This is a genomic window from Mycobacterium sp. ST-F2 (assembly GCF_001905655.1).
In the GTDB taxonomy this organism is placed as follows: Bacteria; Actinomycetota; Actinomycetes; order Mycobacteriales; family Mycobacteriaceae; genus Mycobacterium.
Genome location: NZ_JMHT01000003.1, coordinates 58,481 through 74,324, shown reverse-complemented (window position 1 = coordinate 74,324; position 15,844 = coordinate 58,481). Strand labels below are relative to the sequence as shown.

At 68.8% G+C, this 15,844-nt stretch carries 11 protein-coding genes; 2 read left to right on the top strand and 9 right to left on the bottom strand.

What is annotated here, in order from left to right:
• Window positions 1-32: 32 nt before the first annotated feature.
• Genes EB75_RS01250 through EB75_RS01220 form a run of 7 tightly spaced genes read right to left on the bottom strand, consistent with a single transcriptional unit; the run spans window position 33 to window position 9,670 of the window.
• A complete protein-coding gene (locus EB75_RS01250) occupies window positions 33-341 on the bottom strand; it encodes a DUF4333 domain-containing protein (protein WP_286150039.1) in 309 nt (102 codons plus the stop codon).
• A gap of 33 nt (window positions 342-374) precedes the next feature.
• Window positions 375-1,391, bottom strand: a complete 1,017-nt coding sequence (locus EB75_RS01245) for a zinc-binding metallopeptidase family protein (RefSeq protein WP_073693740.1) — start codon at window positions 1,389-1,391, stop codon at window positions 375-377.
• Window positions 1,384-2,280 carry a transglutaminase family protein gene (locus EB75_RS01240; protein WP_073693670.1) on the bottom strand — a complete coding sequence of 299 codons (897 nt, stop codon included), beginning with the start codon at window positions 2,278-2,280 and terminating at the stop codon, window positions 1,384-1,386. The genes EB75_RS01245 and EB75_RS01240 overlap by 8 nt, the downstream gene beginning before the upstream one ends.
• Entirely contained in the window at window positions 2,277-4,958 is a 2,682-nt protein-coding gene (locus EB75_RS01235) for a circularly permuted type 2 ATP-grasp protein (protein ID WP_073693669.1), read from the bottom strand. The genes EB75_RS01240 and EB75_RS01235 overlap by 4 nt, the downstream gene beginning before the upstream one ends.
• Window positions 4,958-8,224, bottom strand: coding sequence for a transglutaminase family protein (locus tag EB75_RS01230; RefSeq protein ID WP_073693668.1), 3,267 nt, complete (start codon window positions 8,222-8,224; stop codon window positions 4,958-4,960). Before EB75_RS01230 ends, EB75_RS01235 begins: the two co-directional genes overlap by 1 nt.
• Window positions 8,225-8,272: 48 nt before the next feature.
• Window positions 8,273-9,184, bottom strand: coding sequence for a DUF389 domain-containing protein (locus EB75_RS01225; RefSeq protein WP_073693667.1), 912 nt, complete (start codon window positions 9,182-9,184; stop codon window positions 8,273-8,275).
• A gap of 9 nt (window positions 9,185-9,193) precedes the next feature.
• Window positions 9,194-9,670, bottom strand: a complete 477-nt coding sequence (locus EB75_RS01220; RefSeq protein ID WP_073693666.1) for a winged helix-turn-helix transcriptional regulator — start codon at window positions 9,668-9,670, stop codon at window positions 9,194-9,196.
• Window positions 9,671-9,752: 82 nt separating this feature from the next.
• Here EB75_RS01220 and EB75_RS01215 point away from each other — a divergent pair, with 82 nt between their 5' ends.
• Complete coding sequence (locus EB75_RS01215) at window positions 9,753-10,937, top strand: thiolase family protein (RefSeq protein ID WP_073693665.1); 1,185 nt, start codon at window positions 9,753-9,755, stop codon at window positions 10,935-10,937.
• Window positions 10,938-11,002: 65 nt separating this feature from the next.
• On the opposite strand, the gene EB75_RS01210 is transcribed toward EB75_RS01215, so the two are convergent.
• Entirely contained in the window at window positions 11,003-11,434 is a 432-nt protein-coding gene (locus EB75_RS01210; RefSeq protein ID WP_073693664.1) for a nitroreductase family deazaflavin-dependent oxidoreductase, read from the bottom strand.
• A 77-nt stretch (window positions 11,435-11,511) separates the two neighbouring features.
• Between EB75_RS01210 and EB75_RS01205 the strand changes: the two genes are divergently transcribed.
• Window positions 11,512-14,049, top strand: a complete 2,538-nt coding sequence (locus EB75_RS01205) for a flavin-containing monooxygenase (protein WP_286150038.1) — start codon at window positions 11,512-11,514, stop codon at window positions 14,047-14,049.
• Here the strand turns inward: EB75_RS01205 and aspS are convergent.
• Window positions 14,030-15,802, bottom strand: coding sequence for an aspartate--tRNA ligase (gene aspS, locus EB75_RS01200; RefSeq protein WP_168175960.1), 1,773 nt, complete (start codon window positions 15,800-15,802; stop codon window positions 14,030-14,032). The genes EB75_RS01205 and aspS overlap by 20 nt on opposite strands.
• Between the last annotated feature and the right edge of the window lie 42 nt (window positions 15,803-15,844).

Here is a 15,844-nt window from a genome sequence, read left to right as displayed (position 1 = left end):
GTTGCGCCAACGCCGTTTTCATCACAGACCGGTTACGGAGCCTTCTCGACCTTGATGTCGCACGTGATGCGCTCGCCGTCGACTTTGACGATCTTCATGTGTGCGACGTACGGCACGTTGCGCGGGCCGGTGAAGTGGCAGTCGAACTGGCCGCCCTTGGTGGCCTCCACGTCGGACGGGCACTTCACGTCGGTGGGGGTGAACTTGTTCTGGTCCGAGACCAGCTTGACCACCTGCTTGGCGGCGTCGTCACCCTTGACCGTGGTCTTCGAGCTACACGCAGCCGGCGACAGAGCCGCCAGACCCACCAGCACCGCTGCCCCCACCCGTACACGCATCATGGGCGCGATCGTGTCCTATCGCCGTGGGCCGCGTCAACGCGCCGCGCGGGTGGCGCGGGCCTCGTCCACCGCCGTATGGATGAATCGCATCTTCTCGAGCACCGCGGCCGGCAACACGAACGGGTACAGATCGTCCTTGCCCATGGACCGGTTGACCATGTTCAGCGCCCAGGCCAGCGGCAGCCAGAGCTCGATGAGGGTGTCAAATCCGCTGGGGCCCAGCACCCCCCGCTCGAATGTGGCGCCGGCGGGTGCGAAACCGAAGGCCGCCGCGGTGTCGAGGGCATCCCGGATGTGCAGGTAGTGCGCAAACGTCTCGGCCCAGTCCTCGGCAGGATGCATCGTGGCGTAGGACGACACGTACTGCCGCTCCCAACCGGCGGGCGCACCGTCGCGGTAGTGCCGGTCCAGCGCCGCCTGATAGTCGGCGTCGGGGTCCCCGAACAGCTCTGTGAAGCGCGCGACGGCCGCGGAGGACGGTTGCACCAGCCGGTAGAAGTAGTAGTGCCCGATCTCATGACGGAAGTGGCCCAACAACGTTCGGTACGGCTCGGCCATGGCGATGCGCAGTTGTTCGCGGTGCACGTCGTCACCCTCGGCGAGGTCCAGGGTGATGACGCCGTTCTGATGACCCGTGAGCACCTGCTGCCGTTCGCTGGACAACAGGTCGAAGGCCAGGCCCTCTGTCGACAGGCCCAGTTCCGACAGTTCGACGATGAGCCGGCGCTTGGCCTGCTCGGCGGTGGCGAAGGCCGCCATGGCTTTGGTGTCGTCGTCGGCGGGACGGGTCCGGGTCAAGGTGCACGATGCGCACAGCTGCGCCACCGGACTCACGCGCACCAGCCAATTGCACTCGGCCAGATGCAGATTCGCGCACAGCTGGTAGTCCGTCGAAGCCACCGCACCGGCGTGGTCGCTGCTGTCCGGCGGCGCGATCACCAGCAGCGCCATGTCCTCCAGCGAGAAGCCGAGCGCGCTGCGGCAGCCCAGGCACACGGAGTTTTCGAACGACAGGCGCTGACCGCAGTTGGGGCAGTTGAAATCACGCACGTAGCGGGCCTCCGGCAAGCGGTGCCACGTCCACCGAGACATCGATGATGCTGCTGTCCGAGTCGGTGTAGATGATGCCGCGCAGTGGCGGGACGTCGGCATAGTCACGGCCGAACCCGACCACGATGTAGCGTTCGTCGACCATCTGGTCGTTGGTCGGGTCCAAGCCCAGCCACCGGTCCTCCGGCGTCCACACCGAGGCCCACGCGTGCGTGGCGTCGATGCCCACCATGCGTTCCTTGCCCGGCGGCGGGTCGGTGGCCAGATAGCCCGAAACATAGCTGGCGGCAAGGCCATTGGCGCGCAGGCAGGCGATGGCCAGGCGCGCGAAATCCTGACACACCCCCTCGCGGGCCGCCAGCACCTCCGCGACCCGGGTGGACACCGTCGTCGACCCGGACCGGTACGTGAAGTCGGCGAAGATGCGGGAGTTCAGGTCGCGCACGACCTCGATCAGCGGCCGCCCCGGAGCGAAACTCGGTGCGGCGTAAGCCCTTACCGCGTCGGTGATCTCCGCGGACTTCAGGTCCAGCACGAATTCTGCGGCCAGCGCACCGTCCGGCCCGGCAGGCCGGGAGTCCTCCCACGGCGCCGCGGCAGCTCCCGCCGTGTACCACTCGGCGGGCGGCGCGTCGACCTCCACGATGCTGCGCCCCGTCACGACGAGTTCGCGATGTGGTTCTGTCACATGGAAATACGAGCTGATGTTGCCGTAGGCGTCCCGGCTCGTGGAGCGGTCGGCGGGCTCGGGATCGATGTTCAACCGATACGACTGGCAGCGCTGCTGACCGCTGTCGCGTGGGGTGAGGAACCCGCGGCCGTATGAGCTGGTGACCACATCGGAGTACCGGTACCGCGTGCGATGGGTGACCTGGTATTCACGCGTCATGGCATCTGCCGCCGTTCGTCGGGGCCCCACAGGGGCTGCATGCCGCTCGGCAGTGCCAGGTGCGCGGCGTGGATCAGCTCGGACAACTCCCGCAGATCGCTGTGCATGCTGTCGAGCAGCTCGGCGAGTTCGTCGCGCCGCCCCTCGTCGGTGACGTGCTCCAGGTCGGCCGGGTCCTGACGCCGCAGGCGCGCGGCGATCTCGTCGATCATCCGTTCCGGGCGCGTCGACCCGGTCGACGACGGCAGTGCCCTCAGGTCGGCACGCAGCCGCTCGAACTGGAAGGCCAGCGACCGCGGGTTCTCCTCGTCGAACAACACCAGGTCGGCGATGGCTGCCACGCTCACCTGTCCCAGCATGCGCCTGCGGTACATCACCGCCGATTCACACACCACGAGCACCGACTCGCTGACGGTCCGTTCAGTCTCGGCGCCGTGGGCGGTGGTGAGGGTCGCCCGCAGCAGCGCGGTGAGGCCGAGACCGCGCTCGATGCGCTTGCCGATGTCCATCATCGTCCAGCCCACATCGCGGACCATGGATTCGGCCGCCACGCCAGACAGGGCCAGCATCCCCGCCAGGGTCTGGCTGGGCGCCGTGGACAGGTACGCCTCGCCCTTGGTCTTCGAGTTCGGCGGCGCCAGCGGCGTGCCCTGGCGCTGCCGGGCCCGGTCGGATGGCTGCAGCACGGCACGTTCGACGGCGGCCAGCACCATCCAGGTGTCGTTCGACATCTGGTCGCGGACCGCGCGCGCAGCCAGGCCCAGCCGTTCGACGGACTGCGCCAGCGAACCCGGGCGGTGCCGGTCCGCGGTGAGCGCCCACAACGTCGTCGGCGTGATGGCCAGCTGTTCGGCGTAGTCGCCGTCGGCACCGGTGTCGGTGCCGGTGATGCGGCCCAGCGCGGTCAGCAGCACCGGCACGCAGTCACTGCCGCCGAGATCCCGCCGGTAACGGAATTCGTGGTAGCGCTCGCGGGTGACCGTGAGCAGTCGCGCGGTGAACTCGGCACGTTCGGCGTACCGGCCCAGCCAGAACAGGTCGGACAGCACGCGGGGCGAGCTCACGGCGCGGGTCGGGCTCGCCGTCATGGCGGGCAGTTCGACCGGCTGCGCCTGCACCACCGCGGCCCGGTCAGATCGGACCCAGACATCCTTGGCGGCAACGGTTTCCATGCCGTATGCGGCGTGCCCCCGCGCCAGCACGTAACCGAGCCCGCCGATCATCGGCGCGTATCCCCCACGCTGGGCGACGGTGAACAGCCGCATCCCGACGCTGCCGGCGGACAGTCCGCTGGGCGGTAGGTCGATCGGGGCCGTGGAAAACTCGGGCAGTTCCTGGCCCATCCATTGCCACGGGGCGGCGGTGATCCGGGCCGCCAGCTCGGCCCGTTTGGCGGTGGACAGGGCGGGGCCGACAATCGCCGGGCCGCCGGTCACCGGCCTGATCAGCAGAGTGGACAGTTTGCTCAACAGATGCGAACGTTCGGCGTCGATGCCGCCCCAGAAACATCGGGCGCTCGGCAGTTCCGGGGTCTCCCCCGTGAGCAGCTCGGCCAACTCCGGCAGGAAGCGGGTGATGCCGGGGCTTTCGAGGATGCCGCTGCCCAGCGTGTTCACCACCGTCACCGCGCCGCGACGCAGCACCTCGACCAGGCCGACCACACCGAGGCGGGAGTCCGGACGCAGATCCAGGGGATCGGCGTACTCGGCATCCACCCGGCGCAGTACGACGTCAACGCGCTTGAGGGTGCCGAGCGAGCGCATCCAGAGCTGGCCGTCGCGCACCACCAGGTCGGCGCTCTCCACCAACGGGAAGCCCAACACGCTGGCCAGGTAGGCCTGATCGAACGCGGTCTCGGAATGACTGCCCGGGCTGAGCACGACGACCACCGGTTCCCGAGCGGCTTCCGGCGCCGCATCGATCAGCGCCAGCCGCAGGGCCTGCGCCCAGGGCGACGCCGGACGCGGAGCCACCTTCTCGTACAGCTCGGGCACCGCGTGTGCGACGACCCGCCGGTCGGCGAGCGCGTACCCGGCCCCCGAGGGCGCTTGGGTCCAGTCCGCGTTCACCGAGAAGCCACCGTCGCGTTGGCGGCTGACGTCGCAGCCGTGCAGGAACAGCTGGTGGCGGCCCGGCACCGCGATGCCGCGCGCGGCCCGGAGGTAACCGGGATGGGCGTACAGCAACTCCGGTGGCAGCACTCCGGAGGTGATGGCGCGGCGCGCCCCGTACAGGTCCGTGAGCACCGCGTCGAGCAGCCGGGAACGCTGGACCAGTCCGGATTCGAGGGTGCGCCAGTCCGCCGAGGACATCACCAGTGGCAGGGCATCGAGCTGCCAGGTGTCCACCACCGGCGAGCCGTCGACATCGACGACGGCCTCGCCGTCACGGTCGACCTGCACATAGCTGATGCCGTCGTTGTCGACGAGTTCGCGGACGACGCCACGCAACTGGTCCAGGCCGGTCCGACCGCGGTCACGGACGCAGTCGGTCAGTTCCTGCCACGCCGGCCGGATGGCGCCCGACTCATCGATCAGTTCGTCGTAACCGGCACCGGCCACGTCACGGACGTCGAACAACGGCGCTTGGGCACGGTCGGCCCGATACCCGGCGAGTGGGTCGCCGACGGGCGCCGCATCCTCGGCCAGGTCTGGGGGGTTGTGTGTACGGAGAACCATTACCGCAGAACGGTACGCACCCGGCGCAAATCGAGGACGCCCGACGCACCGCCGTCGGTGGATTGGCGGGCCCGCTTCTCCCTGAGATCGGCCAGATCGACCGTGCCAGGGGTGAATCCGATGGCTTCGAAACGGCGACCGCGCCGAGACTCCGCCTCGACGGCATTGACCGGTGGGGTGTCGTATGCGCGCCCGCCCGGGTGCGAGACGTGGTACGTGCAGCCGCCTTTGGAGAACCCGGTGAACCCGTCGATCAGCTCGAACCGCAGCGGCCCGTCGACGGTGATGGTCGGGTGCAGCGCGCTCGGTGGCTGCCAGGCCCGGTATCGGACGCCGCCGACCTGGACGTCGGGGTTGTCGGTGGCCAGCAGCGGGATGGGATGGCCGTTCACCGTCACGAGGTACCGGTGCCGGTCGGCGCCGACCAGCCGGACCTGCAGCCGCTCCACCGAGGAGTCGACGTAGCGGGCGGTGCCGGTGCCGGTGGACTCCTCGCCCAGGGTGTTCCACGGTTCGATGGCGCCACGCAGTTCCATCTCGACGCCGTCCAGGATCACGCTGCCGATCCGGGGAAAGCGGAACTCGGTGAAGGGGTCCAGCCAGCTGGTGTCGAATTCGATGCCGTGCGCCCGCAGGTCGGTGGCTACCTCGGCGATGTCTTGAATGATGAAGTGCGGTAGCAGGTATCGGCCGTGCAGGTTCTCGCCGTGCCGGATGAGCGGGGCACGCAGCGGCTCGTCCCAGAACCAGGCGACCAGCGACCGCACCAGCAGCGACTGCACCATGGCCATCTGGAAATGCGGCGGCATCTCGAAGCCGCGCAGTTCCAGCAGGCCGAGCCGGCCGCGGGCACTGTCGGGGCTGTAGAGCTTGTCGATGCAGAACTCGGCACGGTGCGTGTTGCCGGTGATGTCGGTCAGGAGGTGCCGGAGGGCACGGTCGATGATCCAGGGTCCGTCCTGAGCGACGCGGTCGATCTCCGCGAACGCGATCTCCAGCTCGTACAGTGCCTCGATGCGCCCCTCGTCGGCGCGGGGGGCTTGCGACGTCGTCCCGATGAACCGGCCGGAGAACAGGTATGACAGCGCCGGGTGCCGTTGCCAGTACGTCAGCATCGACACCAGCAGGTCGGGCCGGCGCAGCAGCGGTGAGTCGGCGGGTGTGGTGCCGCCGAGGGTGATGTGGTTGCCGCCGCCCGTGCCGCCGTGGGTGCCGTCGACGTCGAAGGCCTCGGTGCCGAGACGCGCCTGCCGGGCCGCCTCGTACAGGGTCTCCAGTTGTGCGGCCTGCTCGGCGAACGAGGCTGTGGGCGCCACGTTGACCTCGATGACGCCCGGGTCGGGGGTGACGGTCATCTGCTGCAGCCGCGGGTCGGACGGTGGTCCGTAGCCCTCGATGACGACGGGCACGCCGAGGTTTGCGGCGGCCTTCTCGATCCATCCGATCAGATCGGCGAAATCATCGAATGTTGTTGTTGGCGGCAGGAATACGTACAACAGGCCGTCGCGCACCTCAGCCACCAGGGCGGTGGTCGGTGCGCCGTCGGCGCTGACGACCGCCGCGGGCCGCGGCGCGACCTGTGCCCGCCGCGGCGCCAGCGGATCGGCGTCGGGCACCGGCCGCGGCGACTGCCAGCTGATCGAGTTCAGCGGCAGCCGCAGCCCCGCGGGTGAATCGCCGGCAGTCAGGACAACTCGCCCACGGCGCAGCTGCCAGTCGGCCGAGACCCACCCGGTGTCATCGTCGCGCCGGTGTAACGGCAGGACGTGCGCGGCGGGTTCGGTCACGGCCGCATCCAGCTTGTCCACCAGGGCTTTCCGCTGTGCCGCGCCGTCGTCCGCCAGGTCGTCGGTGACCGGGTCCCCGTCCGGCCGGCGCACGGCGTCGGCCAACCTAGCGAGGGCGTCCTCATACGCCGGACGCACCTGGCTGTCCGGCAGCCCGAGCCCGGTGGCGATCTCGGTGAGCAGCAGGCGGTCCACGTCCGGTGCCACCGCGTGGGATTCGCCGGACCACGGATCGGCCAACAGCCCGGGATCGGTCCACAGCGGTGTCCCGTCGGTGCGCCACATCAGACCGATCTGCCAGCGCGGCAACGGCTCTCCCGGATACCACTTGCCCTGGCTCCGCTGTACCAGCCCACCGGGCGCCCAGGCGTCTTTCAGTTGCGCGGTGAGTGCCGAGGCGAGTGTGCGTTTGTGCGGCCCGTCGGCAGCGGTGTTCCATTCCGCGTCGGTCTGGTTGTCGATCGAGACGAAGGTGGGTTCACCGCCGACGGTCAGCCGTACATCGCGCTCGGCCATCCGCTCGTCGATGACGGCGCCGAGGGCCTGGATCGACTCCCACGCCTGTTCGGTGTACGGCAGGGTGACGCGCGGGTCTTCGTGCACCCGTGTCACCACGTTGACGAAATCGAGGGTGGATTCGCAGGGCTCGACGGCACCGGTGATCGGCGCGGCCGACTCGGGGTGCGGCGTGGCCGACAGCGGGATGTGGCCCTCCCCTGCCAGCAGGCCCGAGGTCGGGTCCAGACCGACCCAGCCGGCGCCCGGGATGTAGACCTCGGTCCAGGCGTGCAGGTCGGTGAAGTCGGCGACGGGGCCCGACGGCCCGTCGAGCGCCTCGATGTCGGCGCTCAGCTGCACCAGGTAGCCGGAGACGAAGCGGGCCGCGAAGCCCATCTTCCGCAGGATCGCGACCAGGAGCCAGGCGGAGTCTCGACAGGAGCCGATGCCGGTGCGCAGCGTGAAATCCGGCGTCTGGACACCGGCTTCGAGGCGGACGCTGTAACCGACGTCGGCGTTGACCGCCCGGTTCAGCGACACCAGGAAGTCGATGGTGCCCGTGCCCGGCACCACGTCGAAGTTCTGGACCCAGTGCGCCGTCAGATCGTCGGCATCGTCGACGGGGCGCAGGTAGGGCTTGAGGTCCTCGAGCAGATTGTCCGGGTAGGCGAACGGGACGGTCTCGGCCCACTCCTCGATGAAGAAGTCGAAGGGGTTGATGACCTTGAGGTCGGCGATCAGCCCGACCGTGATGCTGAGGCTGGTGGCGCGGTTCGGAAAGACCAAGCGTCCCACGAAGTTACCGAAGGCGTCCTGCTGCCAGTTGATGAAGTGGTCGGCCGGTTCGACAGTCAGCGAGTAGGCCTCGATCGGGGTGCGTGAGTGCGGCGCCGGGCGCAGCCGCACCACATGTGGATATACCTTGACCAGCCGGTCGAACGTGTAGCTGGTGCGGTGCTCCAGCGCCACCTTGATTGCCATAGCGATCGATCCCACCACAAGAACGGGCTGGTCGCAGGGTGGAGAAAGCTAGCGGCGGCGCGCCCGGTTGTAGCCGGCCAGGACCAGCACCCCCGCCGCCACGATGCCGACCATGTTGACCGCCAGTTGGCCGGCCGATGCCAGAGCCACGTCCCAGTCGCGCGTGGTCGCCGCGACGACTGCCATGCCGGCGGCGGGAATCGTCGTCACCGAGATGAAAACCCCAACCAGCGCAGCTGATTTCGACGTCACCAGGGACAGCATGCCCGCGGCACCGGCCAGCAGAGCCACCACGAACGAGAACGGCCCGACCTGGAAGATGAAGTCGACGTTCTGGAGTTCATGAGTGCTGCGCAACGTCACCCAGCCCAGCGCCTCGAACCCGAGCGTGGCCAATGCTGTGATGACCATCGCCACCGGAAATCCGATGAGCAGGGCCGCCGCCGCGCGCCGGGCCAGGTAACCCTTGCGCCGCACGACGGCCACCGCCAGCGCGGCGAGTGGTCCGAACTCGGGGCCCACCACCATGGCTCCGACGACGGTGATCGCCGAGTCGGTCAGCACGCCGACGGCAGCCAGCAGACACGCGATGCACAGGAACGCCAGGTACGAGATGCCGAGGCTGCTCTGCTCGCGCGTGCGCAGCACCAGCTCGTCCCAGACGACCGCGTCTTCCCCGTCACCGTCGATCTCGTCCTCGGCGCGATAGGCGGCGGTCGACAGCACGGTGTCGAGCACCTCCATGGTGATGGCGCCGTCCTGATCGATACCGAGCGCCCTGAGCCCGCCGATCAGCCCATCGGCGGCTTCGCGGGCGATGTCGGCGGTGATCACGTCACCCCGCGGATCGATCGCCGCGCCCGGGTGGGCCACCACGTTGGCAATGCCGCCGTGGTGCCGGTAGAGATCGAGCACCGACTCGGTGAGGTCCGGCGGGGTGATCACACGCAGATGCAGCACGGCCGAAGATTACCGACCGCGGCGCCGGGCCAGCTTCATCCCGAGCTCGTCGGGCGGGACCTCGTGTCCCTCGGCACAGCGGATCTCAACGGTGGCGTCGGCCCCGCAACCCAGGTGGGTCAGCCGCAGGCCGGTGTCACCCAGGTGCTGCCGGCCCCATTCGAACATCGCCCACACCACCGGCATGAAGTCCGTGCCCGCCTGGGTCAGCACGTATTCGTCACGGCTGCGCTGTCCCGGCTCGCGGTAGGGCTGTTTGGTCAGCAGGCCGGCCTCCACCAGCTCGGCCAGCCGGGCCGACGTGGCCGCCTTGGTGATCCCGACCCGCTTGGCGAAGTCATCGAAACGCGTTGTGCCGTAATAGGCCTCGCGCAGGAGCAGCATGGCGGATTTGGTGCCGACCAGCGACATCGTCTTCTCGATGGCGCACTGGCCGACGGCCGACCACTTGTCGCGGTCGGCGAGGACACCCTGCAGCACTGTCATGCGAATCACTCTACCGCTGGGTTGATCCGACTGTACTCAGCTGTTAGATCTGGGTATAGGAAGCAATACTCAGGAGGATTTGATGTCCGGATACACAGACCGCGACGCCGTGATCGTCGCGGCGGTACGCACGCCGGTCGGCAAGGGTAAGGCCAACGGCGCGCTGCACGACGTCCTGCCCGCCGATCTGCTGGCCCACAGCCTGCGGTCGGTCGTGGAACGCACGGGCGTCGACCCGGTTCTGGTCGACGACGTCATCGCGGGCGCCGTGACGCAGGCCGGCGATCAGGCCGCCAACATCGGCCGCAGCGCCTTGCTGGGTGCCGGTTTTCCCGAGAGCGTCCCCGGCACCACCGTCGACCGCCAGTGCGGCAGCTCGCAGCAGGCCATCTCGTTCGCCGCGCAGGGCGTCCTGGCCGGGTCGTACGACGCGGTGATCGCCGCAGGCGTCGAGTCGATGTCCCGCGTCCCGATGGGCACCGCCGTCCTGCCGGGCAGCAATCCGTTCGGCGTGGGCCTGGCCGAGCGCTACCCCGACGGCCTTGTCCCTCAGGGCATCAGCGCCGAGTTGATCGCGGCGCGCTGGAATCTGTCGCGCACTCAGTTGGACGAGTTCTCGGCAGCCAGCCACGAGAAGGCCGCGCGCGCCGCCAAGGACGGGCTGTTCGACAATGAACTCGTGCCGGTGGCCGGCCTGACCGCCGACGAGATCATCCGGCCCGGCACCTCGGTGGAGACCCTGTCCGGGCTGAAGCCGGCGTTCTACAGCGACGCCTATGCCGCGCGCTTCCCCCAAATCCGTTGGGAGATTACGCCCGGCAACTCGTCGCCGCTGTCCGACGGCAGCGCGGCGGTCATGATCACCAGCGGCGCGTTCGCCCGCAGCCACGGCCTCAAGCCGCTCGCTCGGATCCACACCATGACCGCCGTCGGCTCGGACCCGCTGTACATGCTGACCGGCGTCATCCCCGCGACCGAGAAGGTGCTGGCCCGGTCCGGCCTGTCGCTGTCCGACATCGACCTGTTCGAGGTGAACGAGGCATTCGCGTCGGTGGTGCTGGCATGGGCGGCCGATACCGGCGCTGACCTCGAGAAGACCAACGTCAACGGCGGCGCCATCGCCATCGGCCACCCGCTGGGCGCCAGCGGTGCCCGCATCATGAGCACCTTGGTCAACGCCCTCGATCAGCGCGGCGGACGCTACGGCCTGCAGGTGATGTGTGAAGGCGGCGGCATGGCCAACGCCACCATCATCGAGCGGCTGTAAAGACACCCTGAATGACGCAGCCCCGGCAGATCCGTCCCCCTGCTCTGCCGGGGCTGCGGCCACACTCAGGCGCGAACGAGCTCGAACAGCGGGATGACGCGTGACGTCTTCGCCTGGTAGTCGGCGAACTGCGGTGCCACGGCCGTGATGAGCGGGTAGGTGGCATCACGTTCGTCCGCGGGCAGTTCGCGCGCGGCGACGTCATATTGGTCTTCACCAATCTCGATGCGCGCGTGGGGATTTGCCCGCAGGTTGTGCACCCAGTCGGGATTGGTATCGGCACCGGCCTTCGAGCCGACGATGATGATCTTGCCGTCGACCGGCAGATAGGCCAGCGGCGACATCCGCGGCTGACCCGACTTGGCACCCGTGGTGTGCAACAGCAGCAGGTTGCCGCCCTCGAACTGGCCACCCACCTTGCCGCCGTTGGCGCGGAACTCGTCGACGATGGCGGCGTTGAAGGCATGGAAGGACGCGGCGTCCGTGAATTCGGTCATGACTGACCCAACCTCGCGAACCGGCCCAAATGTTCCCGTCCCGGCGCGATACTTGCGTGGAATTGACGGAGGTGCCAATGACGTCCGAAGTCGACGCCGTCGTAGTCGGAGCCGGGTTCGCCGGCCTGTACCTGATCCACAAACTGCGCGAGCACGGCTTTTCTGTGCGCGTCTTCGAGGCGGCCGACGACATCGGCGGCACCTGGTACTGGAACCGCTACCCCGGCGCGCGCGTCGACATCCCCAGCCTCGACTACATGTTCAGCTTCGACCCGGATTGGCGACGGGACTGGCAGTGGTCGGAGAAGTACGCGACCCAGCCGGAAATCCTGAGATACCTGAACCACGTCGCCGACAAGTTCGACCTTCGCCGCGACATCACGCTCGGCACCCGGGTCACCAGTGCCCATTGGGATGGTGACCGGTGGCGGGTGCGCGCCGACTCCGGCGACGACGTGACGTGCCGCCACCTCGTGATGGCCACGGGGTGCCTGTCGATCCCCAAAGTGCCCGACATCCCGGGCATCGAAACCTTCACGGGCGAAACGTATTACACCAACCGCTGGCCGCACGAGCCGGTCGACTTCACCGGCAAGCGGGTCGGGGTGATCGGCACCGGATCGTCGGGTATCCAGTCCATTCCGCTGATCGCCGCGCAGGCCGCGCAACTGACCGTCTTCCAGCGCACGCCGTGCTTCTCCATCCCGGCGCACAACGGACCGGTATCGCCGGACAAGCAGGAGGCGCTGGCCGATGAGCCCGCCTACCGCGCGGCAGCGCGCGCGTCGTTCGGTGGGGTGCCGCAGGAGCGCACGCTGATCCCGACGTTCTCGGTGCCCGAGGTCTACCGGTGGCAGCGCTACGAACGCGCCTGGCAGATCGGCGAACTCCTGGAAACCCTCAACATGTTCTCGGATCTGATGAGCAACCCCGCCGCCAACGACTCGTACGCCGACTTCATCCGCGACAAGATTCGCGCCACGGTCCACGATCCGAAGATCGCAGAAATGTTGTGCCCCACCGGTTACCCGGTGGGCGCGAAGCGCCTCTGCCTGGACACCAACTACTACGCGACGTTCAACGAGGCGCACGTGCGCCTGGTCGACCTACGGACCCAGCCACTGGTCGGTGTCACCGAACGCGGTGTCGAGACCGTCGGCGAATCGTTCGACATCGACGCGCTGGTGCTCGCCACCGGCTTCGACGCCATCACCGGCGCGGTGACGGCCATCGACATCGTCGGGTGCGACGGCATCACCCTGAAAGACAAATGGGCACAAGGGCCGTCGACCTACCTCGGCCTCACCACCACCGGGTTCCCGAACCTGTTCCTCATCACCGGACCGGGCAGCCCGTCGGTGCTGTCCAACATGGCGGTCTCGATCGAACAGCACGTCGAACTCGTCGCCGACACTCTGACGTATCTGCGCGAGCACGGCTTCGACACCATCGAACCGACCCCGACCGCCGAAGCCGGCTGGATGCAGCACGTCGCCGACGCGGGCGCCATCACCATGTTCCCGCAAGCGGATTCGTGGTACGTCGGTGCCAACATCCCCGGCAAGGCTCAGGTCTTCATGCCCTACGCCGCAGGTGTCGACTTCTACGGCGCGGCCTGCGCCGACGTCGTCGGCCAGGATTACCTCGGTTTCCAACTGACCGGACCGGCCGGTTCGCAGTGCCACGACGGCGTCGTCCGGCGGCTGCAACCGGACGTCCAGGCGATGCTGGACATGGTCGCTCTGATGAATCCGCCTCCGCTGGAATCACTTCCGGTCGAACTGGCGCGCGCCGCCATGATCGAGGCGAATGCCGCGCGCCCACCCGGTCCGGACGTCGGCGAGATCATCGACGGTGTATTCGCGGGCGAACTCGACTTCCGGCTGTACCGGCCGGCGACGCCGCGGCCGCACCCGGTGGTCGTCTACTTCCACGGCGGCGGCTGGGTACTGGGCGACGCCGCATCCGACGATCCCCTCTGCCGCGACCTGTGCGTGCGGGCCGATGCGCTCGTCCTGTCGATGAACTACCGGCATGCACCGGAACACCCGTTCCCCGCGGCCATCGAGGACGGCATCGCCGCGCTGCAGTGGGCCGCCGACAACGCCGCCGCGCTCGGCGGTATCCCCGACCGGCTGGCGGTCGCCGGGTGGAGCGCCGGCGGAAACATCGCGGCCGTCGTGTGCCAGTGGGCGCGCGATCACGGCGGCCCGCACATCCGTGGGCAGCTCCTGCTGACGCCGGTGACCGACGCGCAGCCGTACCCGTCGTATGTGGAGAACGCCGAGGGCTACGGGCTGACCACGCCACTCATGCAGTGGTTCGCCGAGCTGTACGACGGACCCGCCGATGATCCGCGCCGGGCTCCGCTGCGCGGCGACCTCTCCGGCCTGCCCCCGGCGATGGTGGTGACGTGCCAGTTCGACCCGCTGCGCGACGAGGGCAACGCCTACGCCGCCGCGCTGGCCGCGGCCGGCGTGCCCACCGAACACGTCCAGGCCCGCGGCCACACCCACCTGTCGACGACGATGGTCGACCTGGTCGTGTCCGGGGTACCCATCCGCGACCAGATGGCTGCGGCGTTGCGGAGCTTCTTTACTTCGCCTCGGGCTTGACGTCGATACCCGACTCCTTGCGCTGCTGCGCGGTGATCGGCGCCGGGGCGTCGGTCAGCGGGTCGACGCCGCCACCGGACTTCGGGAACGCGATGACGTCGCGGATCGAGTCCACACCGGCCAGCAGCGCGGTGATGCGGTCCCAGCCGAAGGCCAGACCGCCGTGCGGCGGGGCGCCGAAAGCGAAGGCGTCCAACAGGAATCCGAATTTAGCCTCGGCTTCATCCTTGTCAATACCCATCATCGCGAACACCCGCTCCTGCAGGTCCCGGCGGTGAATACGGATCGAGCCGCCGCCGATCTCGTTGCCGTTGCAGACGATGTCGTAGGCGTCGGACAGCGCGGCGCCCGGGTCGGTGTCGAAGGTGTCCTCCGACTCCGGCGTCGGCGCGGTGAAGGCGTGGTGCATGGCCGTCCACGCCCCGGAGCCGACGGCCACGTCACCCGACGCGGTGGCCGCGTCGGTGGACTCGAACATCGGCCAGTCGACCACCCAGGTGAACGCCCAGGCGTCGGGGTCGATCATGTCGAGGCGCTTGGCGATCTCGATGCGCGTCGCACCGAGCAGGGCACGGGCGCCCTTGGCCGGGCCGGCCGCGAAGAAGATGCAGTCGCCCACCTTGGCGCCGACGTGCTCGGCCAGGCCGGCCCGCTCGTCGTCGGTGAGGTTCTTGGCCACCGGGCCGCCCAGCTCGCCATCCTCGCCCACGAGCACGTAGGCCAGACCCTTGTGGCCGCGCTGCTTGGCGAACTCCTGCCAGCCGTCCAGCGTGCGTCGCGGCTGCGACGCACCGCCGGGCATGACGACCGCGCCCACGTAGGGCGCCTGGAACACCCGGAACGGGGTGTTCTTGAAGTAGTCGGTGCACTCGACGAGCTCGACGGCGAAGCGCAGGTCCGGCTTGTCCGAGCCGAAGCGGCGCATGGCCTCCTCGTAGCTGATGCGCGGCAGCGGCAGCGTCAGGTCGACGCCGATCAGCTTCCACAGCGCCGCCAGCACCTCTTCGGCGACACCCATGACGTCGTCGGCGTTCACGAAGCTCATCTCGAGGTCCAGCTGGGTGAACTCGGGCTGACGGTCGGCGCGGAAATCCTCGTCGCGGTAGCAGCGGGCAATCTGGTAGTACCGCTCCATGCCGGCCACCATGAGCAGCTGCTTGAACAGCTGCGGGCTCTGCGGCAGCGCATAGAACGAGCCTGGCTGCAGGCGCGCGGGCACCAGGAAGTCGCGGGCGCCCTCGGGGGTCGACCGGGTCATGGTCGGGGTCTCGATCTCGACGAAGTCGTGCTTGTCGAGCACCGCGCGGGCGGCGGCATTGACCTTGGAGCGCAACCGAATTGCGTTGCCCGGGCCTTCGCGGCGCAGATCCAGGTAGCGGTACTTCAGGCGAGCTTCCTCGCCGGGGGTCTCGTCGAGCTGGAACGGCAGCGGGGCGCTCTCCGACAACACTGTGAGCGCCACCGCATTCACCTCGATGTCACCGGTGGCGATGTCCTTGTTGGCGTTGCCCTCCGGCCGCACCTCGACCACGCCGGTCACCGCGACGCAGAACTCGGCGCGCAGCCGGTGCGCCTGCTCCAGCACCATGGCGTCGCGGAACACCACCTGGGAGACCCCGGAGGCGTCGCGCAGGTCGATGAAGATGACGCCGCCGTGGTCGCGCCGGCGCGCCACCCATCCGGCCAGGGTCACCGTCTGACCGGCGTCGGTGGACCGCAACGAACCGGCGGCGTGGCTGCGCAACACGAATATCTCCTCTGACGTCTGAATCGACCGCTAAGTCTAGAGGGGTGC